Below are 20,392 nucleotides of genomic sequence, written 5' to 3' on the forward strand. Positions count from 1 at the left end.
AGACACCTTTACCATATCAGAATGGGGTTCTTTTTTCATCACTTAACAGGTGAAAATGAAAAAGTAAATTTAAGCTGCCGTTAGGCAGTTGGCACATGTTTTCAACGAAAAGTATGAATTGTTCAGGATTGAAAAATATAAGGGGTGATAAGATGTCATTAATTTGTTTAGAAGGAGCAAGTGCAGTAGGAAAAACAACAACTGCTAATGAAATTGCTAGAATAACTAATACTTATGTAATTCCAGAAGTAAATCTTTTATTCGAGCGTCCCAAGGTCCATATTTAAATTTCTGATACCTTCTATGAATTACCTGACATTGATATAGGAGTGTTTTCCAGAAAATAGATTACTGTGAATTTCTGTCTTTGTCCCAAGATGGGACAACTTTTGGGGCAACTATTTTAAATAACTATAGTCGCATGGTGAGTTTTGTAAAAGACACAAAATGATTTGTGAAGAACTCAAATTACATAAAAAAAGCACAAGTTTAGTAGATGAAAAACTACTAAACTTGTGCTTTTGATTTATCGAGGTAAGGGCCTCAAATAATCGCCCTTAACATCTATATTATATTAAAAGTCAAGCAATTTATTGTTCTGTATCTTTAATTGCTCTAAAAAATATTTTTATCTCCTTGTTATAGAAATCATATTTATAACAGTTACTATAGATCCATGATATCTTCATTACCATTATAGTAAAGTTAATCCATATGAACAGAGAGGCACTCACAATCCTATCAATCCAACATCTAACTCTACACACTAAACATATACAGGCCTAAACAATTATAGTTTCGGTGGTAGACCGGTGGTAAGTAGATGCTTAAGTAATATAGGAAGAGAAGAATATATTCATACATTTGATTATTGCAATTAAAACCCATGAGATAAGGGGGTTCATCTGAACCCCTTCAAGTCAGTATTATAACTATATAGTAACCTGAATAATTTTTTCCTTAATAAGACTTTCTGCAACATATATAGATGACTGAATATTTTAAATCTAACTTTTGCAAGCCTTAAAAAGTATTTCGTTTTAATCCCATAAAAAAGATTTTACACGTCGAAATTTAATGATAAGATTTATTACAAAATATTCCAAATTCATTAACGATTTTTGCGGAATAGAATTGAAAAGTTGGTAATAAATTTAAAAAGAATAATAGTCGCTTTTCAATATTTCATAAGTAATGACATCACATATACCTGTATTATTAATTGCTACTTGTCTTCTTAAACCTGTATATTTAAAACCGGACTTAATTAATACAACGCCTGAACCTTCATTTTGTGGATCAATATGCGCTTCAATACGATTTGCAGATACTTGAGAAAATAAGAAATCTACAACCGTTTGAACTGCTTCAGTTGTAAAACCTTGATTCCAATAATTTCTCCCAATACAATAACCGATTTCTAAAGATTCTACATGAGGATTAAATGAAACGACGCTAATACTACCAATCGGGTTTTTATTATCTTTTAAAACAATACACCATCTATATGTTTCAAGATCTTTGTATTGAGATATCCAGAAATCTAATATAGAACGGGATTCTTGAGCATTTCTATGTGTAGGCCAAGTTAAGAATTTTGTCACCTGCTGGTCGTTTGCCCAGTTTTGAAACATCATATCAGCATCTTCTGATTTAAATTTCCTTAAAATCAGTCGATTAGATTCTAAGGTTTCTGTTCCTTTATGATTCATAATCTTCCTCCTTTGTCTTACTTTGTTGTTTTATTATTGTACCTGAATAATTCATAGTTTTTCTAAAAAGCTATGAATTATTCAGGTTAATATAAATTTTAGGAAAACTTTTATTAGTCAGGATACCGAGCTTCTTAATTAATGACTTGTGTAACATATGTTTGCAAACTCTAGACACCTGTATGAGAGACATGTAGATTATTATTGAATTTCACTGCAGATTCTTGTAAAGTAAACATTGAGAGAACTCCTTCCTATTGGTTGTTTATCGAGAATTAACCATATCAGAAAGGGGTTCTTTTTTCATTTAATTTATCACCCAATGGGTGATGAGATAGAATATTACAAAGATTATAAGTACAAGGTTAACTAACAGTTTTAGAAAAAGTATGAATTATTCAGGACTACAATGTTTGATTCATTGATATCTAATTGACCTAAATTATGCAAAAACCAAAACAAGACATTAATTCTTTTAATTTTTGGAAAAAGAATATTTGGATGAATTTCTACTTTTTCTTCTTGGAAGTAATTAAATAATTCATCATTAGAAATTGTATCAAGCTCTAATTTTTGAGACTCTAACAAAGAATCATCAACCGTAATTCCTGTGATGTTGTTAAGCTCTTCAGAATCAGACGATTGGTTTGTTAATAGATTCGAAAGATGTTTAGTAACAACTGCTGAATGATTTTTTCCTCTTCTGATGATAGAACCTCAGGTATAAGTAAACTGTCCCACTCTAATTCAATAATATTTGATTTTGCCAATATATTTTTCCTCCATATAAGAATATTTTCTCCGCAAAGAACTTCACTCATAAAACTTTAGTCTGCTTGAAGATTCACTATACCTATCTTAACACATATTTCACAAATTAGTAAGCGTACACCCTTCATGAATAGCGTCATTATAGTATTTACACACATATTGGATAATTTTATTCACAATTAAAAACACTATCCAATGTTTTCTTATCCATTGAATAATGTTTTTTTTAGATTATCTAGATTTACTGATTGTTTGTATAAGCTCTTTATCATTTAAATAAGTACCAGAAATATCCATCGCATCCGCTATCTGAGTAGCATACGGCTGCTCTAAAAAGGCCTTTTCAAGTATTTCTTTTTCGGAGAATACATCACGTGCTGCTCCATCTAATAACACTCTTCCTTGGTTCAATACAATCATTCGCTCAAAAACTTCCGCAGCAAAGTCCATATCATGAAGAATGCATAAAATGAGCTTCTCTTTTTCTTTTTCTTCTTGGATAATTTTTTTAAGTAATTCTTTTCCTTCATAATCTTGTCCCATTGTTGGTTCATCGAATATAATAACTTCTGTATCCATAGCTAAAATGGAAGCAATTGAAATAAGTTTTCGTTCCGACAAACTCAAATCGTACGGATTAACCGTTTGAACTTCTTCTAACCCAACTCTACTTAATGCTTGAACTGCAAGTCCTTCTGCTTCTGATTGGCTATAACCGATGTTCAATGGACCAAACATAACTTCATCAATAACTGTGTTTTTGAAAATTTGATCATTAGGATTTTGAAAAACTAATCCAATATTTTTTGACAATTCAGCGACCGTTTTATTTTCTATATCCTCACCATTAAATAAAATACTGCCTTTACTCGGACGTAGTAAACCTTTTAGTAATTTTACAAAGGTTGTTTTTCCAGCACCATTTTGACCGATAATCCCTGTTGTTTTCTCTTCTAAAACCAAATTCAACTCATGTAGAATAATCTTTTCAGGTGTGTAAGAAAAGGATAAATTCTTTGTCTCTAGTTTAATCATCTAGCTTTCTCCTTTCCTCAACTAATTCGGCTATAGTAATGGGATATAAGCCTGTCTGCTTTACTGTAATATCCAATTCTTTCGCAATACGAGTGGCAGTAGGAGCTGAAACACCATGCTCATTTAAATCAGCTCTTGAAAAGACTTTCTCTGGTGTATCAAAGTCGATGAGTTTTCCATCATTAAGTAAAAGAACACGATCGGAATATTGAGCAATCTTCTCAATTTTATGCTCTGCCATGATAATTGTGATTCCCTCTTTTGTTAGTTCTTCTACGACTTGAAAAACTTCTTCAGAACCTTGAGGATCCAATTGTGAAGTTGGTTCGTCTAAAATAAGTACTTCGGGCTTCAAAGCAATTACACTAGCAATGGCTACTCTCTGCATTTGCCCGCCAGATAAGCTGAATGGATTTTTATCTTTTAACGTTTCAATATCTAAAAGTTTTAAGCTCTCTTCGATTCGCGAAATCATCTCAAATCGGTTAATCCCTTTATTTTCTAAACCAAAAGCAACTTCTTCAAACACTGTAAACTTTGATCCAGTCATTTGAGAAAATGGATTTTCAAACACCAAACCAACATCTACAATAATGTCCTCGACTTCATGTGCACGAATTTCTAATCCATTTACTATTGCTTTTCCACCATAAGCACCTCTAAAAAAATGAGGGACGAGTCCTGCTAATGCATAACACAATGTTGATTTTCCTGCTTTATTTCTGCCAACTACTCCGATAAATTCACCTTTATTTATGGTGAATGATAGATCGTTTAAAGCAAGTTTTTCTGTATCTGGATATCTATATTTTAATCCTTTAACTTCTATAATACTCATCGCCATACCCTCCAGACAATCGCTCCAATAAGTCCCACAAGAATGAATCCACGTAAAATATGCTTATAAGGATACTCTTGTTTCTCATTTAAAAAGGTTCGAGCCGATTTTGAACCGAAGCCTCTAATTTCAAGTGCAATCGCCCGTTCTCGAGTATCGTTTAAAGAGTTTAATACGACCGGAATGATGAGCGGGAAAAAAGCTTGAATACGTGTGCTTAAGTTTCCTTCTGTTTCCATTCCTCGTGAGCGCTGTGCGTCGGTAATTTTTCCCATAGTTGCTTGCATTTGTGGGATAAGCTGTAAAACAGCTAAGATTACATAACCAAATCGGGGAGAAAATCCTCTTCGTATAAGGGCTTCAACCAACTCATCTGGCCTAGTCGTCAAAATCAATACACCAAAAGAAGCAATCATATTTAAAATACGTAAAGTAAACATAGAAGCTGCAAGCATTCCTTCTTCATAAAAAATGATCCCACCTATTTCAAATAGCACCGTTTGATTTTCTGGATTAAAAAAACCTTGAACAATTACAATTGAAAAGATTAACAGTAAGCTTAAACCTAAAATAGGTACAATTCTTCGAAAAACCTTTCCTAAAAATAAAATAAAAAACGTCAATAAAGTTAAAATGAAAATTGGAACTAAACGATTCAAAATATAAGCGATGGCAATATTTACCATCGCATATATCAACTTTGTTAGTGGATCAATTGAATGAATAGGTGATTTTTTATCTACATATAATGTCATTGTATCCATCTTATACACCTCTTATAATTCTTCGATGCCTTGGCCTCCATGGAACATATTTTTAAAGTTATTTGGTAAAGCTCTAAAAATAAAGTAACTAATAATAACTGTTGCTAATTTATCTGGAACATCTACTACGATACTATTCCCAAATGAAGCTAACCACATAGGAACATTGTTATTTATTAAATACGCAAAGAAAGTATCCCCCCACACATTTCCAGTTTGACCACCCCAAAAAATAATATTTAATGGCGTAGACACTATCGCTGCTACTAACCCTACAATAAGCCCTGTAATTGTGGCTGTTCTTATTGAAGATACCCAGCCTTTATAAGCCATTATCCCTGTCACTAAGCCGATTGCTCCGCTTGTTATCGCATAAACAGTTGAGATTGGGTCCGCCGTTAACCCAAAAATAACATTATTAATAATTCCAGACAGTGCTCCAATAATTGGTCCAGCAATTATACTTGCAAGTACAGTTCCAATCGAATCTAACCAGAGTGGCAAACGTAAAAATCCAGCAAATAATTTACCTAAATAATTAATTCCAATAGCAGCCGGTATTAGTGCAATAGCTGCTGTTGAAAACTTCAAAGACCACATACTTTTCTGATTGTTATTGCTCATAATAATTCCTCCTAGGACTTTATTTAAAAACCGTTCTCAATTCTATTATACACAGTATAACTTATTTGTATAATTATTTATAGAAGAATAACTATAGATTATCTTGGTGTATTGTAAAATGAGATGCAACACTTAAAGAAGTTCAAGAACGATTAGGTCATAGGGATATCCATACTACTATGAATATCTATGCGCATGTGACTAAAGAACGAAAAAAGGAAACAGCTGATTTATTCGCAAAATACATGGAAAATGAATGATTTGAGACAACATATGGGACAACTTTAAAAAGACAAGCCTTGTATAGGTTGATACAACAGTGTTTTAGTCATGTCTGTTCACCCCTGCAAAACCGAATCAAAAACATGGTACTTAGAACGCCAGATAGAACGTAGGCAGATTGCTCAAGAAAAGCTTAAAACCTATAATAACGTTATTCTTGACGGTGACATTTTCCAGCCACTGAGTTATAACTGGTGTTTTGATTTTAATATGTATAATCAGAGTTTAAACTTTATTTCTGAGTTTTTCCGAAGTGAAATTAAGGATGGAAAAGTAAAATTTCCTGATAAATATTTTTATTTATACACTAACCATGAAAATTTAAAATACCGTAAGGAAAATGATAGCACAAGAAAACGAAGTAATTTCGAAAGACATTTAGAAATAGTAGAGCCTCACCAACGTTATTATAAATCTTTAAACTACTTTATACCTGATTATGTTCAATTGATAGCTGCAAATAGTATTCAAGAGAATATTATATCGATAACAGATAATATTTCTCCTTCTCATGTAAATTTTGATTCAGTAGAATTACTTGATAATGTAACAAATTGGCTTGCAAATAATAATGCAAAAAACCTTATTAAATTTTAGGTTAGGTTTTTAAGTTTAGTATTAAGTCAGAAATGCGAGCAAGTATTCTCCTGCTTATCTTTTAGTGATGATAATAATCTACTATCATAAAGAGATTTTCTTTATGTTTAAGTCATAAAACTTTTATAAATTTAGTGGACTAAGCATTATTTTAATTGGATATATTAGAGTATCAGCAACTGGAAATTTCAATCAAGGTAGCTATTTTATTTTAGTTGGTTTAATGATTCAAATAATAGGATCAACAATTTATTTTTATAAAAAAACAGAAATAATATTTTTTATCTGAAGACATATAAAGTTTACATAAAACCGATTAAGCCAAGTAGCCCCGCCACCCTTATTGTGGCGTTTTTTTTCGATTGCTCACTTGTGAAGAATATGCAATTTTTTATCCAATCGCGTTAAATCAAGCTTTTAACTTTTTCAGAAAACGACTAAAAAAAACTTTTTTTTCAGAAATTTTATCTACTACTACTTTCTCTTCTTCTTTTTTTCTATTGCAAGCTGTTCTTGAGTATCAATTAAATTTTGTACTTGATCCGTTAAAATCCTATTGCTTTCAAATAAACTAGCAGCTAAAACTTCATAACGAGCAATCGTTTCTTTCTGTTCTTTTATTAAGATTCCCAAATACTCATTAGCACCGTTTTGTTCGTTTGAAACGGTATCTGTTACAGACGTTTCATTTATTTCTTCCAAAGCTTTATAAGTAGCTTTTTCTAGCGTTATACCTGCGTTTTTTTTTAGTTCAATAACACGTTTCAAAAGCGTTATATCTTTTTTTGAATACATCCCAGAATTATTATTATCTCTTGTAAAGAAATTTTCTCCATTTATTTTATCAACTAAATTAGCATACTTCCTAAGGGTTTCTGGAGCCATTTTTAATTGTTTAGCAACATCTTTAGGCGTTATGTATTCTGTAACGTTCTCTAACATTTTCATAATCAAGATCACTCCAAAATATATGATATAACGATATTTTACGTTCTTTTTATACTTAGTTCAATGCCGTTATAGATATATAAATAATTTTACTGATATTTTTTTCCCAATGAGCTAGATCTTTTTCATATTGTTTAACTGTACTTTCATATGAATCAATTTTGTTTCCAAAGTCTGCCATTTTCGTTGCAAAGTCTTCGTACGTCTTCTTATCCATTAGTTTTGGTTTAGGCGGTATATAGTCGTCTTTTGCCCAATCAGGTAAAATTTCTCTTCTAATGCTTGCTTTATTCCCTTTTTTGGAAGGTTTAGGAATAATTTCTTTTTGAAATGTAAATTCTAGTGCAACAACTTTTCCACCACGTCCCTGTTTAATTTTTCTAATACTAAAATTTTTAAATATAGAAGACAATTCATTTTTTATAGGATTCAAGACTTTTCGGTCAATATCAATCAATTGATAGCTTTTCGGTATGTCTAATAAATATCTAAAATCTTCGATACTCCATTCCTTCTTACCAACAGTTCTCCATTGCTTTAATAATCGATACATTGCTTTAGAATACTTACTTTCTAAATTAGTAAATTCTTCTAATTCAAAACGTGTAAAGTTACTGGTTAATTCATTTAGAAAAAAATCAAACCTTTTATTAACAGAAACTATCATAGTTTCGTTATCTTTATTAATCGAAAAAGAAGTGAGCTTTGTCTTTTACGATAACGGCAGGCTCTTCTATCACCAATCTGTGCCCTTTAGTGAGTATAAAGATCAACCCGCTAAAGCCAATTATTTGAATTTTGTTGAGTATGACGACTCTAGAAGATAAAAAATACGCTTAGAAATGGAGTACCCCTCACTTTTCTAAGTGCGTTTTTTTATTTTTGTAACCGGTTTAACCTCAACCAATGGTTCTTGAAATTGTGGATGGACTAACATTTTCGATATGACATTCGAGCCATATGTATGGAATAGTTTATTAAAGTAGTCATAATAAGTTCCTGGAGCTAAAATCCCTGTGACATTAATCAGATTTATCCCATTATTTCCAAGTAATTCATCTACCAGCAACACGCAATTGGTTCCTAAAACAAAATAAGTTTTATAACGTCCGCGCTTAAATTTAAAGGCTTGCCCTTTCGTCGCTTTCAGTACTTTGCCGATATAACTTTTCTTTTGTTTTTCAGTCGTTGCTTCCCAGGGCGTCACATCTTTTAGAATATGATCGAGTTCGTATTTTAACTCTTCTAACTCTTTTTCTGTCAGACCAATTCCAAAGCGAAACACACTCGTTCCTCTCGTTTTTAGAAAATCCAAGTAAGGTTTCTCATCCGCAACGACGAGAACACCATCCCCTATTGCCCCTGCAGCTATGTGAGCTTCAATATCATGATTTCCGTATGAGTACACTTTTCCTTTATAACTGACGTCCACGTGTCCTATCTTATCAAAGCCAGTCTTTCCAACATGAATTAAAATATGGACAATTGAATCTTCATCGTAATTTTTAGCTGGCAGATTATTAGAAAATCTTTCCGAAACCGTATCTTCATTACCTACCAACATTTCATTAAATTTAATCAACACATTATTCGGAATAATCGCATCAATAAAGACTGGTAAAGGTATCCGTATGCGATTTCTTAGTTTCCTGGCTTTTTCATTCCGTGTAATTAATTGCCTTCCGTCATTAACATAAGTAAAACCGATAAACACTAAGTAGACTCCAAGTCGAAATAATGTGTTCGTAATACGCTCCGAACCAAACATACTCGTGACGCCAAATAAAAAATGGATCAATGAAATAAATAATTGACTCTTTATATTTCTCACTTTATCTCGCGCTAATAAAATATAGGAAGTGAAACCAATAATACCGACCGCAAACTGATACAAACCAATAAAGAAGATTAGCCATCCGGTTGTAAATTCAACTCGATCAGCCAAAATTAAACCGAAGATTACATACAACAATGCCTTTCCTAATGCAATTAGCCTAGGTAGAATCTCATCTTCTCCTCGTTTGAGTACTAAGGTATAGAATAATTTCCAAAGACCTATGACAATTAAAATGAATTGAATAATTTCAGCCAATAGGAGAACAAATGAAGCTCTAAAAAATACAAGCGCAAGTCCAAAAACAACTAAAAAGCAGCCAAATAAAATCGAACTAATATTTTCTCTGCGACTCACCATATCTCATCCCCTATCACTTTTTATTTATTATATCTTAGCTATGTTAATATGAAAGTAACTTTATTTTTTTAATAAATTGCTCTTCAATAAACAGATTAGTCTGGTTAATATTTTATAAAAAAAGAGTCGAGATTACCATTAATTTGCTTGTGCTTTCTATATGGGAAATTACAACACAAAAAAACTGTACATGTTCTGTACAGTTTCTATCTTTATTTAATCGGTGTAAGATTCTAATTGGAACTCAATAATTGTTTTAGTCTTCGTCACAGCTGCAATCATATCTTCCTTCAACTGATCAGTCAGACGATAATAAGGAATACTAATACTGAACGTATAATGATTGCGGTCAATCGGATTCACAATCGCTGCACCTACACAAAAGACATCTTCCTCTGATTCACGATCATCAATAGCATAGCCATTTTTTTCAGACTCTTCCACTTGCCCCATTAAATCAGCTGGATCAGTTAATGTATAAGGTGTTCGTGGCGTTAAGATAGAAGAATCAAAATATTGATTTTGAACTGTCTTATCGAATGTAGCCAAAGTCGCCTTCCCCATAGCTGAACAGTATAAAGGTTGTGTATTACCAATCCTTGAGAGCGTTTGGTGTTTGCTACTTGGATTCGTAATTTTATTAATATACAAGATTTGATTGTCTCGAAAAAGTCCTAAGTGAACCGTTTCGCCAAATTGCTCATATAAATGCTTTAAAGCTGGATGTGATTCTCTAACAATATCAAAATGCATGAAGGCAGCATTCGCTAACTGAAGTAGCGTTGCTCCTAAAGCAAATCGTTTCGTCGTTTCATCACACCGCATATCACCAAGTAATATACGTGTGTTTAATATTTTGGAAGACGTTAATAACGTTATATCCGCATGATTTGAGATATCATTCATTGTTAAGGGTTCTCCAGATTGTGACAGTACCCCAACTAGATCAGCTTTTATTAAAACAGTACCATATAGTTTCTTACCAACTTTAGACAACCCAATCCCTCTTTCTCTTTTAGAAACTTAATCTCTTTATCATAGCAGTCTATGTCTTTTGTTGTCAGTCATTGCTATAAAAATAATTGCATTTTTGTACTTTAATCACTAGTCCATAGAAAATGTAATCGTTTACTTATTTTAAACGCTTAACTGAGTATATTATTAGTAACCCTTTCTTTATTTCGATATGATAGAGTTAGATGGAGGTTTTATATATGAAATTAACTGTTTATTTAGCGGGTCAAATTCATGATAATTGGCGCGAGGAATTAAAAGAGAAAGTTGCTGCAAAAGGCTTAGATATCGACTTCGTAGCTCCCCAAACAGACCATAATACTTCAGATGCTATTGGTGAAAAAATCTTAGGTGAACAACCTAATAATTACTACCGTGACGATGCTGCTTCTGATATTAATAATTTCCGCACTCAAATACTGATGAATAAGGCGGATCTTGTTATTGCATTGTTCGGCGACCAATATCGTCAATGGAATACAGCAATGGACGCAACAACTGCCATCAACCACAACAAGCCACTGATTATCGTACGTCCAACTGAATTAATTCATGCTCTTAAAGAGTTATCAAATAAAGCGAATGTGACAGTCGAGACATTGGACCAAGCTGTGGAAGTATTGGATTACGTATTTAAATAATGAAATAAAAAAACTCAGCAATTTTGGAGATTGTTCCAAGTTGTTGAGCTTTTTCGTGTCCTAGTGATTTTTTCAGGGACAGGAAACGCGAATATATTCTTAATATCCTTTAAACCAACCCAATAAAGTTAACTATCGGCGTTTCATATGGATATTTCTCAAAGATAATCGCCTCGGCAAGGTTTCTATCTGCTGCTTTTATCCTGAACTCAACTTTCAACTCATCCACTTCTTCAATCTCGCCAACCTCACCTATAAATGGATTCGCCCCATCTAGTGGTCTAAAGTGGCCTTTTACAGGCATGGTTGAATAACAATAATCGTAATTACCGTCTTTCAAAAGTTCTGCCTCATTCAAGGCAGCGATTAAATCATCATTATTTTCTGCTGGTATAAATATTTCAACTTTTAAATAGGACATAGTAAAGTTCCCTCTTTCTTAAAAATGCTCTACAATAGTGGTTTGCGTTGCTTTTACCTAAGTTAATAAGTAAAATTAAGTAAATAACAATATAGGAGTGATACAAATGCATGCACTACATCAATTACTACAAGATTTGAAAGGTTACAAATGGGTAAACTTAACACATGAAGTGAATGATCAAATTCCAATTTATCATACATTTAATCCACTTCAAGAGAAACAAATTTCAAAAATGGAAGAAGACCGTGTGCACTCACTTGAATATACTATCGGTTCTTCTCATGGAACTCATATTGACGCGCCAAGTCATTTTGCTGAAGGAAAAAGAACACTACAAGACATCCCACAAAATGAACGTGTCTTACCACTTTACGTCATTCACCTAGAAGACAAAGTAAAAGACAATCCGGGCTATGCGGTGACCGTTGACGATATTAAAGACTTTGAAGAAACATACGGTCAAATTCCTGAAGGGAGCTTTGTGGCCTTCTCAAGTGGTTGGTATAAACGCTTTGATGACCCTGATGCTTTCGTCAATAAAGACAAGGAAGGTGTTGAGCATACACCAGGATGGTCAATTCCGGCTTTAGAATTCTTAAGTCGCACACGTAAAGTCACTGCCATCGGTCATGAGACACTAAACACGGATAGTGGTGTCGACGCAGCTGAACAAGGCTTCTTAGACGCACAATACTATTGGTTGGCCGAAGATAAATTCCAAGTAGAATTACTAGCTAATCTTGACCAAGTCCCTGCCGTCGGTAGCATTATCTTTGTTGCTGTTCCACATATTAAAGACTCACCTGGTTTCCCAGCTGAAGTTTTTGCGGTAATTCCGAATAATTAAAAAATGAGGCTTATGCCTCTTTTTTTAATTTCATTTGCACAACAATCCTTCCTAAGACTTGCCCGCTTTCTAAAGCTTTCAAGCCATCAACGACTTCCTCAAATGGTATCACACGATCAATAACCGCTTGAATTTTTCGGTTGCAAAGTTTAGATAATTTTAACCCGTGTGTGAGCACCCGCACCGATAACTTGGGCTGACTTTCCTGGTTCGACGTGCTTCAACAACTCAATATTTTGATATGCAACAACGGCGACACTTGGTAAGCAGCCTTTTCCAGTGTTAGATCCGCGCTTAATTTTCTTAAACTACTTGCTGGAACAACAATATATTCAGCAAAAGTCCCGTAGCTCAATGGGTTTGATGTGTCTGCCCAAACTACGTCGCCAACGATAAGATCCGAAACCAACGAGCCAAGCATTTCAACTGTTCCCACTAAATCAGAACCTAAGATAAGATAGCCCGGTTTACTCAAGTCCGTAAATCGCACTATCAGCCTCTATTTTTTACAGTGGATGTTCCTAACTTATTTGTTTCTGAATTTAGTTACTCTGAACAAATCATCAAAATGGAAGAAGTTTTAAATTCCGATTACGCCCGTTTCTTAAAAATCGCTCGCCAAGAAGTTGATCCATCTCACATTAATATGATTCAATGTTTTAATAGTATTCATGATTTCAATACGACCTACAAACTCTTTGTATCTATTAAAAATTAACGACTGATAAATAAAATCACGCATCTAAAGGCTTTACTGCTCCTTAGATGCGTGATTTTTATTAAATATTGTTTACTAAATAATCAATCAGGACGTATTTTATATCATCATAACTAATCTTTTCAGGCAAAGCCTCTTTAATATCTTTCAGTGAATTGGTTCCAACTTTTCGAATCGCCTGCTTGATTTGGTTCTTAATATACGATGACACATCCGCGTCAAACACTTCCAAATCCCCTTGCTCCGCAGCTTGAGTCAGATGCGACAAGACAGTTGCTTCAGTGATATTACGTTCAATCGCAATCTCTAAAGGCGTCAGTCCACGCTCTGCGTACTGAGCACTCAGATGATAACTCGATTGGCCGCCACTACTTTGTGTCTCAACACTTTCACGGTGCGGTTCCGATTCGACTGTCGCATTCGGATTCGAAGACGAATATTCTTGAATCGCTGGCAAGAAATAACCCGCATACTTCTCGGCTTTAACCGAGCCAACTCCTTCAACATCAAGGAATTCTTCATATGTATTCGGCATGCGACTCGCCATATCTTCCAAGGATTTATTAGAGAAGATAATATAAGCCGGCATCCCCTCTTCTTTGGCCAATTGTGCCCGAACTTGACGTAATTGTTCATACAGATCCGGGTTAACATTTTTAGATACTGTTCGTCTGCGGCTCGTTGAAGCTTTCAAGTATTTACGTTCTTTAATCGTTAAAGACGTTTGACCCATCAAAAGCATCTTAGACGCTTCAGTCGCATATAAACCGCGATGTTCCGTTACGCTGATATATTGATACGCCAATAAGGCTGAGATGATATCGCGAATTTGTTGAACGGAATAAGTCTTCATAATGCCGTAAGTCGATAGCTCGTCAAAGCGATTATCTAAGACTCGTTGATTCTGACTTCCACGCAGAACATCAATAATCATCGTCATCCCAAATTGGTGCTTCATTCGAAGCATACACGATAAGATCATCTGAGCTTCTTTTGTCACATCGATTTGACGCATTTCACCCATACAGTTTGAACAATTTCCACACGGTTCATTAGGAAATTCGCCAAAATATCTTAAGATAAAATTCCGTAAGCAACCCGTGAAACTTGCGTATTGTATCATCATTTCTAATCGGCGGTGAGCTAATTCATCATTACTTTGCGCAATTAAGAACTTATTGGTCATAATATCTTGTGAGTGATATAAAAGAATCGCTTCCGCATCTAATGAGTCTCGTCCCGCACGACCTGCTTCTTGATAATAACTTTCTAAATCTTTCGGCAAGTTAAAATGAATCACTTTCCGAACGTCCGTCTTATCAATTCCCATTCCAAAAGCATTTGTAGCAACAATAATATTACACTCATCATTAATAAACTCAGATTGAGATTGTTGTCTTTGGTCGTGTTCCATCCCCGCGTGATATTTATTCACGGCATAACCTTGTTGCTTCAACTCTAAATGCAACTTGTCGACTTGTTTACGCGTGTTGGCATAAATAATAATTGCTTCATCATGATTAATTAAACTATGCAAAGTCACTAGACGATTGTTAGGTTCGATGACTGAGAATTTGATATTTGGTCGGTCAAAGGAATTAATGAAGACGCCTGGATCTTCTAATTCCAATTGAGCCACAATATCGTCTTGAACACGTTTCGTTGCTGTTGCGGTGAAGGCCGCCATTCTCGGTCTTTGAGGCAATTGGTTAATAAATTGTGTAATGTTTCGGTAGCTTGGTCTGAAATCAAAGCCCCATTGAGACACACAGTGCGCCTCATCCACAGCAAATAGTGAGATATTTTGTTTACTTAAGAATTCCTGGAAACTTGGATTCTCTAACCGTTCAGGTGCCACATATAACATCTTCAATGTTCTTTGGCGCAGTTGTTGTATTATATCTTGGAACTCTTCACTACTGATAGTCGAGTTCAAATAAGCTGCTTGTACTCCTAGTTGCGTCAACGTGTCCACTTGATCTTTCATCAATGAAATCAACGGTGATATCACTACGGTTAAGCCAGGCAACATTAAAGCCGGGAGTTGGTAACATACTGACTTCCCGCCCCCGGTTGGCAGAATCCCTAATGTATCTTGCCCAGATAATATTGTGTTTATTATTTCTTTTTGCCCAGGGCGAAAGGAAGAATACCCAAAATGCTCCTGTAATGATGCTTCTAACTGCACAAAATACGCCCTTTCTTCTAAAATCATTTTTTATCCTTAAATAGTTTAACATACAACTGAATTATTTAGAACATGAGGTGATTCATCGATATTTTCGTTCCAGTGGAAATTCATTGTAGCCATGGGAACGTCTGTAGCTTTTTGTATAAACACTATCGTATTTATACAAATGAGCTTCTGACTCGCCTACCTATTGCTTCTGTAGCTCACTAACGTTCGCACAGAATCTAATGCGGTAGATCGTCCTTTTGCATGGCACATGAATTTCCTCTGTCACTTCAATATCAATTCATATATAGCTTTAGCTTAATGTTAAAATAATATAATTTAGTTAGCTGATGAAAGAGAGAATGATGAGGTACCGTAGTATTAGGACGACTGTGCGCACATGAAGCCATAGGAGCGGTAGCGACGTATGGATGCAGTAGCAGAGCGAGACGGAAGCTCAATCACAAGGCTTTAGCCGAAGTGATTAGCTGAAGGCGTTCCACTACGGTCACCGAATCATTCTCTCTGCAATCAGCTCAAACCAACTCCCCCTCACAATCCAATTCTTTGTAAACAAAAAGCGTTGTTGTTAAGATTAGGTAGAAGATACATTAGGTTAAAAGCTTTTGAAAGGAGTTTTTTAATGAAAGTATTAGTAGTAGGAGCAAATGGTAAAGTTGCTAGACACTTTGCTGAAATAGTCAAAGACCATGAAAGCATTCAAGAAAAAGCTATGATACGTAAGGCTGAACAAGAAAGTTTCTTTAGCGAACGAGGTATCGAAACAGTATTACTCGACTTAACTAAGAACTCAATCGATGAATTAGCCGAAGCAGCTAGAGGCATGGATTCAGTAATATTCAGTGCAGGTGCTGGAGGAAAAGGCTTAGACAAGACAGTGAAAATTGACTTAGACGGTGCAATTAAAGCAATGACAGCTGCTGAACATGTCGGCGTTAAACGATTCGTGATGGTAAGTACATTCCGTACTGGACGCGAAGAAATGGAAAAAGAAAATTCACTGCAAGTATACACCATCGCTAAGAACTATGCAGATGAATGGTTGAAAAACCGTACAGAATTAGACTGGACTATCGTTCACCCAGGTATTCTTGTAGACGAAAGCGGTACTGGAAACATCAAAGTAGGAACAGACTTTGAAATCAATGAGATTCCACGTGAAGATGTTGCTCGCACACTGGTTGCCGTATTAGAAAACGACAACACAATTAAGAAAGAATTTGAAGTGTTAGCTGGCGACAAAGACGTGAATGACGCTGTTAAATCACTATAATATATAACGAATAATAACTGAGTCAGATCACATTATAAAGTGACTGACTCGGTTATTTTTATGGATTTATTCATTATCTTCATCACTATGTATTAGTGTACCCCCTGCATTTGTAAACTCTAAATTTTTTTATATATTGTGTTTCCCAAGTATCATTTAATTGACAAATTAAATAATACTAGTTTTCATTGGAAGAATAGTCAGTAGTTGAAACTGGTGAATCGAGTGAAATTCTGACTTTGCGGGGCGTCGTGAGTCGGCACGATGAACCGCAAATGAGGATACGGGGTGTCGTGAGTCGGCACGATGAACCGCAAACGAAAATGCGTAGCGTCGCGCCAGTTCACGACGCCCCGCAAACATAAAAAAACACTATTCCATTCAAGAATAGTGTCTTTAACCTACTATATTAAATTTTCGGACTGCTTTAGTACACTTGATCTCTGCTTTCTAAAGTTAAATACCTCATTCATGACCGTTGAGCCTAGAATAAACAGCGTCCCAACCATTTGTATCGTGCTTAAAGGTTGGTGTAGCAATACTGCCGATAGGATAATAGCTGTAACTGGATCAATGTAGCTCAAGAGTGAGGACGTCTGAGCTGGTAATTTATTCAAAGCTTCAAAGAAGAGTTGGTAAACCCAGCCTGTGTGAATAACTCCGACAATCAGTAATAGGCCAAGCACTGAAGGTGTAAAGCTCAACCTACTTAAATCCTCGGTCAGGAACACATAAGGAACCATCACCACTGCTGAAACTAACAATTGGAAGAAGGTCAGTTCTAAACCTGGTAAGCCTTTAGTCTTTTTATTTAAAATCATAATCCACGCATACAGAACTGCTGCACCGATTCCATATCCGACGCCGATTAAGTTAACTTGCACCCCACCAAACACACCTGAAATCAAGACCGCTCCGAACAAGGCAGCAACTGTGCTCATGAGATTATAAATCGTCATTTTTTCATTTAAAACGAAAGGTGCTAGCAATACCACAAAGGCTGGTGCCATATAATAGCACAAAGTTGCAACGGCCACACTTGTATATTGATACGCTTCAAATAGGAAAATCCAATTAAAACCAATCGCAGTTCCAGAAATAATTAAGTATTTCGCATTTTTCTTAACGACAGCCCAATCGATGTTAGTTTGCTTAAAAATCATAACCCCGAGCAGGAAAAGTGTTCCGATAACAGCTCTAAACATCGCAATCACAGCAGATGGCAGCGGAATAAAATGAACAAAAATCCCAATGGACCCCACGATTAACATTGCGACCACTAATTTAACTTTTTCCAAAACACAATCCCCCTCAGCTTTTAAAGTTTTAATAGTATTCTAACATAATTCTAATCTGTTTGGGTGTTTTGTTGTTGTAATTTGCCCCATTCATTCTAAGGTTCATCGTCGCTAGAAATTTATCTACATTTCCTTGGCCATTCGTTAAGACAACTAAAGCATAGACCGGTTCGCCGTCCTCCATATAAATACCGGAGTCGTGAAGAGACCCGCCGATACTACCGTATTTTGTGAACATACCTTCTTGGATGTATTTTTTAAAATATTCTGCCTCGGTGTTCCCGCTAAGTGACGTTAAAATATAACTGTATTTATCTTCAGTGGCGACGGGAAGTAAAATATTCAAAATCATCTGGGCGTCAGCCATGTTATTCGTTGTATACTCAGCTTGATCAAACGACAGTCCGCTTAAATTTAAAAGTGACTCTTGCACATTTCCATAAATTTGCTGGTAATAAGAGAAAAGCATATTAAAAGCGGTGTTATCTGACAGAGCTAATGAATTGTAAAACAACTCATATAAAGGATATGACGCATTTTTCTCACCATTCGTCACTGGGCCGGCACCCTCCTCGAACAAAGCGTCACTATAAGGTAGCTCTGTCTCAGAAGACATCACACCATCGGCAATTAAATCAGCGTAAAGTCTAGCGACACCTACTTTCGTCACACTTCCAACAAGCATTTGTGACCGCTCATTATAGAAAAAATCCGTATCAGTCTGGTAATTATAATACGCAACTAAAACAGCCTCTGGATTCAAACCGAATTCATGTATTGTTGCAGTCACTAATTCTTCCATAGAGGTGAATTGACTATAGTCTTGAGATTATTCTTCAGTCACAGACTCCTCTATCTCACTCACAACAGACTCACTTTGAGTCTTCAATAACTGGCACAGATTCTTCAGATGTGCTACACGCCGCCAATAAAAACAAGGAAACTACTAACATATTTTCTTTAACAACTTGCCCACCTCTTCATTTTTTGTTAAATAAATACCCCACTTTATTCAGTGAGGTAAAACTTAATTGTTTATGCTTTTTTAACGAATTCAGACTTTAACTTCATCGCTCCGAAACCATCAATCTTACAATCAATGTCATGTCCATCGGCTGGATCAATAATTAACTTAATGTTCTTTACTTTCGTTCCTTGCTTAATCGCTGATTTGAAACCTTTTACTTTCAAATCTTTGACAACGATAACTGTATCACCGTCCGCAAGCTCATTCCCATTCGAATCTGTAATCGTTTCGCTAGCCTCGATGTCTGCTTGTTCACTTGCAGTCCATTCGTAAGCACATTCCGGACAGACGAATAATGCACCATCTTCATACGTGTATTCCGACTGACATTGTGGGCAATTAGGTACGTTTTCCATTCTGCACCTCCTTATTTTTTATTGAAAATAATCATTCCTCAGCTGTATCTCTTAAATTGATTAAAGCTAAGTACTCTTCAAGAGTCAAACCATGTTCATACATAAATGTCGCGTGGTCTTCTCCTACATAACGAATATGCCAAGGTTCGTATTCGTAACCAGTGATATGTGTTTTGCCTTCTAAGTAGCGTAAGATAAAGCCATAATCATGACCGTTCTCAGCAAGCCAAATCGCAGAACCGTATTGGCCGTATGCTTGGTGTAAATCACGTCCGTATTCTTGCCAATCCGTTCCAAGTAAATCAAAAGCCAATCCAGTCGAATGTTCAGTCGCATCTGCTGGGGCAACAAACATGTCCGTCATATAAAAGGCATCCGCATCACTATAACCATCCGCAATATACATATTATAACGACTATCAAAGTTCATTGCTTGATAGGCAATTGTTCGGTGAGCAGAGACAGTTTCAAAGTAGTATCCAGCTTGTTCTGCTGCGGTAATTAAAGCATTAAACTCTTCGAAAATATTCGCGTTGTAGGCATGTCCCGTCCCTGTCCAAGCAAATTCCATGTCTAAATCTGCTTCCAAACGGTTTTCTCGGTTGATCAGCATGAGTGCTGGATCATCTAAAGACGCATCCTCTGGCAAGGCTTCAACTAATTCTTCTACAGTTAAATCAGATTTAAATGGTTCAATGAGTTCGGTATCAATCAACTCAATCGCTCCAATGGTTTTAACGGGTAAAGTTATCAAGACAACCATTGTCATTAAAAAATAACGCCATTTTATTTTAAATTTCATTAATTTAAGCTCCTTCATTAAGATTACTCA

At 35.3% G+C, this 20,392-nt stretch carries 23 protein-coding genes and 1 pseudogene; 7 read left to right on the plus strand and 17 right to left on the minus strand.

Annotation, left to right across the window (positions count from 1 at the left end):
• Positions 1-152 precede the first annotated feature (152 nt).
• Complete coding sequence (locus tag ACEN31_RS05715; protein ID WP_235888768.1) at positions 153-287, plus strand: ATP-binding protein; 135 nt, start codon at positions 153-155, stop codon at positions 285-287.
• An 867-nt stretch (positions 288-1,154) separates the two neighbouring features.
• On the opposite strand, the gene ACEN31_RS05720 is transcribed toward ACEN31_RS05715, so the two are convergent.
• The 6 genes from ACEN31_RS05720 to ACEN31_RS05745 form a co-directional block, all read right to left on the minus strand.
• Positions 1,155-1,712: a GNAT family N-acetyltransferase gene (locus tag ACEN31_RS05720; protein ID WP_338488154.1), complete on the minus strand. Its 558-nt coding sequence runs from the start codon at positions 1,710-1,712 to the stop codon at positions 1,155-1,157.
• A gap of 378 nt (positions 1,713-2,090) precedes the next feature.
• A complete protein-coding gene (locus ACEN31_RS05725; protein ID WP_138404195.1) occupies positions 2,091-2,300 on the minus strand; it encodes a hypothetical protein in 210 nt (69 codons plus the stop codon).
• A gap of 414 nt (positions 2,301-2,714) precedes the next feature.
• The gene (locus ACEN31_RS05730; protein ID WP_138404194.1) at positions 2,715-3,518 is read right to left on the minus strand and encodes an energy-coupling factor ABC transporter ATP-binding protein; all 804 of its coding nucleotides are present in this window, start codon (positions 3,516-3,518) and stop codon (positions 2,715-2,717) included.
• Positions 3,511-4,356: an energy-coupling factor ABC transporter ATP-binding protein gene (locus ACEN31_RS05735; protein ID WP_138404193.1), complete on the minus strand. Its 846-nt coding sequence runs from the start codon at positions 4,354-4,356 to the stop codon at positions 3,511-3,513. The genes ACEN31_RS05730 and ACEN31_RS05735 overlap by 8 nt, the downstream gene beginning before the upstream one ends.
• The gene (locus ACEN31_RS05740; RefSeq protein WP_138404192.1) at positions 4,353-5,120 is read right to left on the minus strand and encodes an energy-coupling factor transporter transmembrane protein EcfT; all 768 of its coding nucleotides are present in this window, start codon (positions 5,118-5,120) and stop codon (positions 4,353-4,355) included. The genes ACEN31_RS05735 and ACEN31_RS05740 overlap by 4 nt, the downstream gene beginning before the upstream one ends.
• 12 nt (positions 5,121-5,132) lie before the next feature.
• Positions 5,133-5,744, minus strand: a complete 612-nt coding sequence (locus ACEN31_RS05745; RefSeq protein WP_338488147.1) for an ECF transporter S component — start codon at positions 5,742-5,744, stop codon at positions 5,133-5,135.
• A gap of 125 nt (positions 5,745-5,869) precedes the next feature.
• Here ACEN31_RS05745 and ACEN31_RS05750 point away from each other — a divergent pair.
• Together ACEN31_RS05750 and ACEN31_RS05755 are read left to right on the plus strand one after the other, a co-directional pair.
• A pseudogene (locus ACEN31_RS05750) lies at positions 5,870-6,004 on the plus strand (site-specific integrase); the annotation flags it as partial.
• 70 nt (positions 6,005-6,074) lie between these two features.
• A complete protein-coding gene (locus ACEN31_RS05755; protein ID WP_138404190.1) occupies positions 6,075-6,623 on the plus strand; it encodes a chloramphenicol acetyltransferase in 549 nt (182 codons plus the stop codon).
• A 474-nt stretch (positions 6,624-7,097) separates the two neighbouring features.
• On the opposite strand, the gene ACEN31_RS05760 is transcribed toward ACEN31_RS05755, so the two are convergent.
• The 4 genes from ACEN31_RS05760 to ACEN31_RS05775 all read right to left on the minus strand — a co-directional run bounded on the left by ACEN31_RS05760 (position 7,098) and on the right by ACEN31_RS05775 (position 10,761).
• Complete coding sequence (locus ACEN31_RS05760) at positions 7,098-7,571, minus strand: MerR family transcriptional regulator (RefSeq protein WP_407108899.1); 474 nt, start codon at positions 7,569-7,571, stop codon at positions 7,098-7,100.
• Between the two features lie 55 nt (positions 7,572-7,626).
• Positions 7,627-8,259 carry a replication initiation protein gene (locus ACEN31_RS05765; RefSeq protein WP_407108921.1) on the minus strand — a complete coding sequence of 211 codons (633 nt, stop codon included), beginning with the start codon at positions 8,257-8,259 and terminating at the stop codon, positions 7,627-7,629.
• A 174-nt stretch (positions 8,260-8,433) separates the two neighbouring features.
• A complete protein-coding gene (locus tag ACEN31_RS05770; protein ID WP_407108900.1) occupies positions 8,434-9,762 on the minus strand; it encodes an HdeD family acid-resistance protein in 1,329 nt (442 codons plus the stop codon).
• Between the two features lie 219 nt (positions 9,763-9,981).
• Complete coding sequence (locus ACEN31_RS05775; RefSeq protein ID WP_407108901.1) at positions 9,982-10,761, minus strand: IclR family transcriptional regulator; 780 nt, start codon at positions 10,759-10,761, stop codon at positions 9,982-9,984.
• A 218-nt stretch (positions 10,762-10,979) separates the two neighbouring features.
• On the opposite strand from ACEN31_RS05775, the gene ACEN31_RS05780 reads away from it, so the two are divergent.
• Positions 10,980-11,420: a YtoQ family protein gene (locus tag ACEN31_RS05780; protein WP_407108902.1), complete on the plus strand. Its 441-nt coding sequence runs from the start codon at positions 10,980-10,982 to the stop codon at positions 11,418-11,420.
• Between the two features lie 109 nt (positions 11,421-11,529).
• On the opposite strand, the gene ACEN31_RS05785 is transcribed toward ACEN31_RS05780, so the two are convergent.
• Complete coding sequence (locus ACEN31_RS05785) at positions 11,530-11,841, minus strand: hypothetical protein (RefSeq protein WP_407108903.1); 312 nt, start codon at positions 11,839-11,841, stop codon at positions 11,530-11,532.
• Between the two features lie 106 nt (positions 11,842-11,947).
• Between ACEN31_RS05785 and ACEN31_RS05790 the strand changes: the two genes are divergently transcribed.
• Entirely contained in the window at positions 11,948-12,691 is a 744-nt protein-coding gene (locus ACEN31_RS05790) for a cyclase family protein (RefSeq protein WP_407108904.1), read from the plus strand.
• A 220-nt stretch (positions 12,692-12,911) separates the two neighbouring features.
• Here the strand turns inward: ACEN31_RS05790 and ACEN31_RS05795 are convergent, their stop codons facing one another.
• A complete protein-coding gene (locus ACEN31_RS05795; RefSeq protein WP_407108905.1) occupies positions 12,912-13,166 on the minus strand; it encodes an alcohol dehydrogenase catalytic domain-containing protein in 255 nt (84 codons plus the stop codon).
• A gap of 36 nt (positions 13,167-13,202) precedes the next feature.
• On the opposite strand from ACEN31_RS05795, the gene ACEN31_RS05800 reads away from it, so the two are divergent.
• On the plus strand, positions 13,203-13,409 hold the full coding sequence (locus tag ACEN31_RS05800) for a hypothetical protein (protein ID WP_407108906.1): 207 nt from the start codon (positions 13,203-13,205) through the stop codon (positions 13,407-13,409).
• Between the two features lie 61 nt (positions 13,410-13,470).
• On the opposite strand, the gene recQ is transcribed toward ACEN31_RS05800, so the two are convergent.
• The gene (recQ, locus tag ACEN31_RS05805; protein ID WP_407108907.1) at positions 13,471-15,624 is read right to left on the minus strand and encodes a DNA helicase RecQ; all 2,154 of its coding nucleotides are present in this window, start codon (positions 15,622-15,624) and stop codon (positions 13,471-13,473) included.
• Between the two features lie 604 nt (positions 15,625-16,228).
• Here recQ and ACEN31_RS05810 point away from each other — a divergent pair.
• Positions 16,229-16,879 (plus strand): SDR family oxidoreductase, encoded by a 651-nt coding sequence (locus ACEN31_RS05810; protein ID WP_407108908.1) that lies wholly within the window; start codon positions 16,229-16,231, stop codon positions 16,877-16,879.
• Positions 16,880-17,283: 404 nt separating this feature from the next.
• On the opposite strand, the gene ACEN31_RS05815 is transcribed toward ACEN31_RS05810, so the two are convergent.
• From ACEN31_RS05815 to ACEN31_RS05830, 4 genes are all read right to left on the minus strand, one after another.
• Positions 17,284-18,177, minus strand: a complete 894-nt coding sequence (locus ACEN31_RS05815; protein ID WP_407108909.1) for a DMT family transporter — start codon at positions 18,175-18,177, stop codon at positions 17,284-17,286.
• A 28-nt stretch (positions 18,178-18,205) separates the two neighbouring features.
• Positions 18,206-18,979, minus strand: coding sequence for a serine hydrolase (locus tag ACEN31_RS05820; RefSeq protein ID WP_407108910.1), 774 nt, complete (start codon positions 18,977-18,979; stop codon positions 18,206-18,208).
• 233 nt (positions 18,980-19,212) lie between these two features.
• Positions 19,213-19,560, minus strand: a complete 348-nt coding sequence (locus ACEN31_RS05825) for a zinc ribbon domain-containing protein YjdM (protein WP_138404178.1) — start codon at positions 19,558-19,560, stop codon at positions 19,213-19,215.
• A 31-nt stretch (positions 19,561-19,591) separates the two neighbouring features.
• Positions 19,592-20,362, minus strand: a complete 771-nt coding sequence (locus ACEN31_RS05830; RefSeq protein WP_407108911.1) for a M15 family metallopeptidase — start codon at positions 20,360-20,362, stop codon at positions 19,592-19,594.
• Positions 20,363-20,392 lie beyond the last annotated feature (30 nt).

The sequence above is a fragment of the Ruoffia sp. FAM 26255 genome (assembly GCF_045528525.1).
In the GTDB taxonomy this organism is placed as follows: Bacteria; Bacillota; Bacilli; order Lactobacillales; family Aerococcaceae; genus Ruoffia; species Ruoffia tabacinasalis.

What these genes read in the sequence shown, in the direction of transcription:
- ACEN31_RS05830 (WP_407108911.1), bottom strand. Translation starts at nt 20,362, where the DNA reads ATGAAATTTAAAATAAAATGGCGTTATTTTTTAATGACAATGGTTGTC.
- ACEN31_RS05740 (WP_138404192.1), bottom strand. Translation starts at nt 5,120, where the DNA reads ATGGATACAATGACATTATATGTAGATAAAAAATCACCTATTCATTCA.
- ACEN31_RS05825 (WP_138404178.1), bottom strand. Translation starts at nt 19,560, where the DNA reads ATGGAAAACGTACCTAATTGCCCACAATGTCAGTCGGAATACACGTAT.
- ACEN31_RS05820 (WP_407108910.1), bottom strand. Translation starts at nt 18,979, where the DNA reads ATGGAAGAATTAGTGACTGCAACAATACATGAATTCGGTTTGAATCCA.
- ACEN31_RS05785 (WP_407108903.1), bottom strand. Translation starts at nt 11,841, where the DNA reads ATGTCCTATTTAAAAGTTGAAATATTTATACCAGCAGAAAATAATGAT.
- ACEN31_RS05755 (WP_138404190.1), top strand. Translation starts at nt 6,075, where the DNA reads ATGTCTGTTCACCCCTGCAAAACCGAATCAAAAACATGGTACTTAGAA.
- ACEN31_RS05760 (WP_407108899.1), bottom strand. Translation starts at nt 7,571, where the DNA reads ATGAAAATGTTAGAGAACGTTACAGAATACATAACGCCTAAAGATGTT.
- ACEN31_RS05735 (WP_138404193.1), bottom strand. Translation starts at nt 4,356, where the DNA reads ATGAGTATTATAGAAGTTAAAGGATTAAAATATAGATATCCAGATACA.
- ACEN31_RS05730 (WP_138404194.1), bottom strand. Translation starts at nt 3,518, where the DNA reads ATGATTAAACTAGAGACAAAGAATTTATCCTTTTCTTACACACCTGAA.
- ACEN31_RS05790 (WP_407108904.1), top strand. Translation starts at nt 11,948, where the DNA reads ATGCATGCACTACATCAATTACTACAAGATTTGAAAGGTTACAAATGG.
- ACEN31_RS05715 (WP_235888768.1), top strand. Translation starts at nt 153, where the DNA reads ATGTCATTAATTTGTTTAGAAGGAGCAAGTGCAGTAGGAAAAACAACA.
- recQ (WP_407108907.1), bottom strand. Translation starts at nt 15,624, where the DNA reads ATGATTTTAGAAGAAAGGGCGTATTTTGTGCAGTTAGAAGCATCATTA.
- ACEN31_RS05780 (WP_407108902.1), top strand. Translation starts at nt 10,980, where the DNA reads ATGAAATTAACTGTTTATTTAGCGGGTCAAATTCATGATAATTGGCGC.
- ACEN31_RS05810 (WP_407108908.1), top strand. Translation starts at nt 16,229, where the DNA reads ATGAAAGTATTAGTAGTAGGAGCAAATGGTAAAGTTGCTAGACACTTT.
- ACEN31_RS05745 (WP_338488147.1), bottom strand. Translation starts at nt 5,744, where the DNA reads ATGAGCAATAACAATCAGAAAAGTATGTGGTCTTTGAAGTTTTCAACA.
- ACEN31_RS05720 (WP_338488154.1), bottom strand. Translation starts at nt 1,712, where the DNA reads ATGAATCATAAAGGAACAGAAACCTTAGAATCTAATCGACTGATTTTA.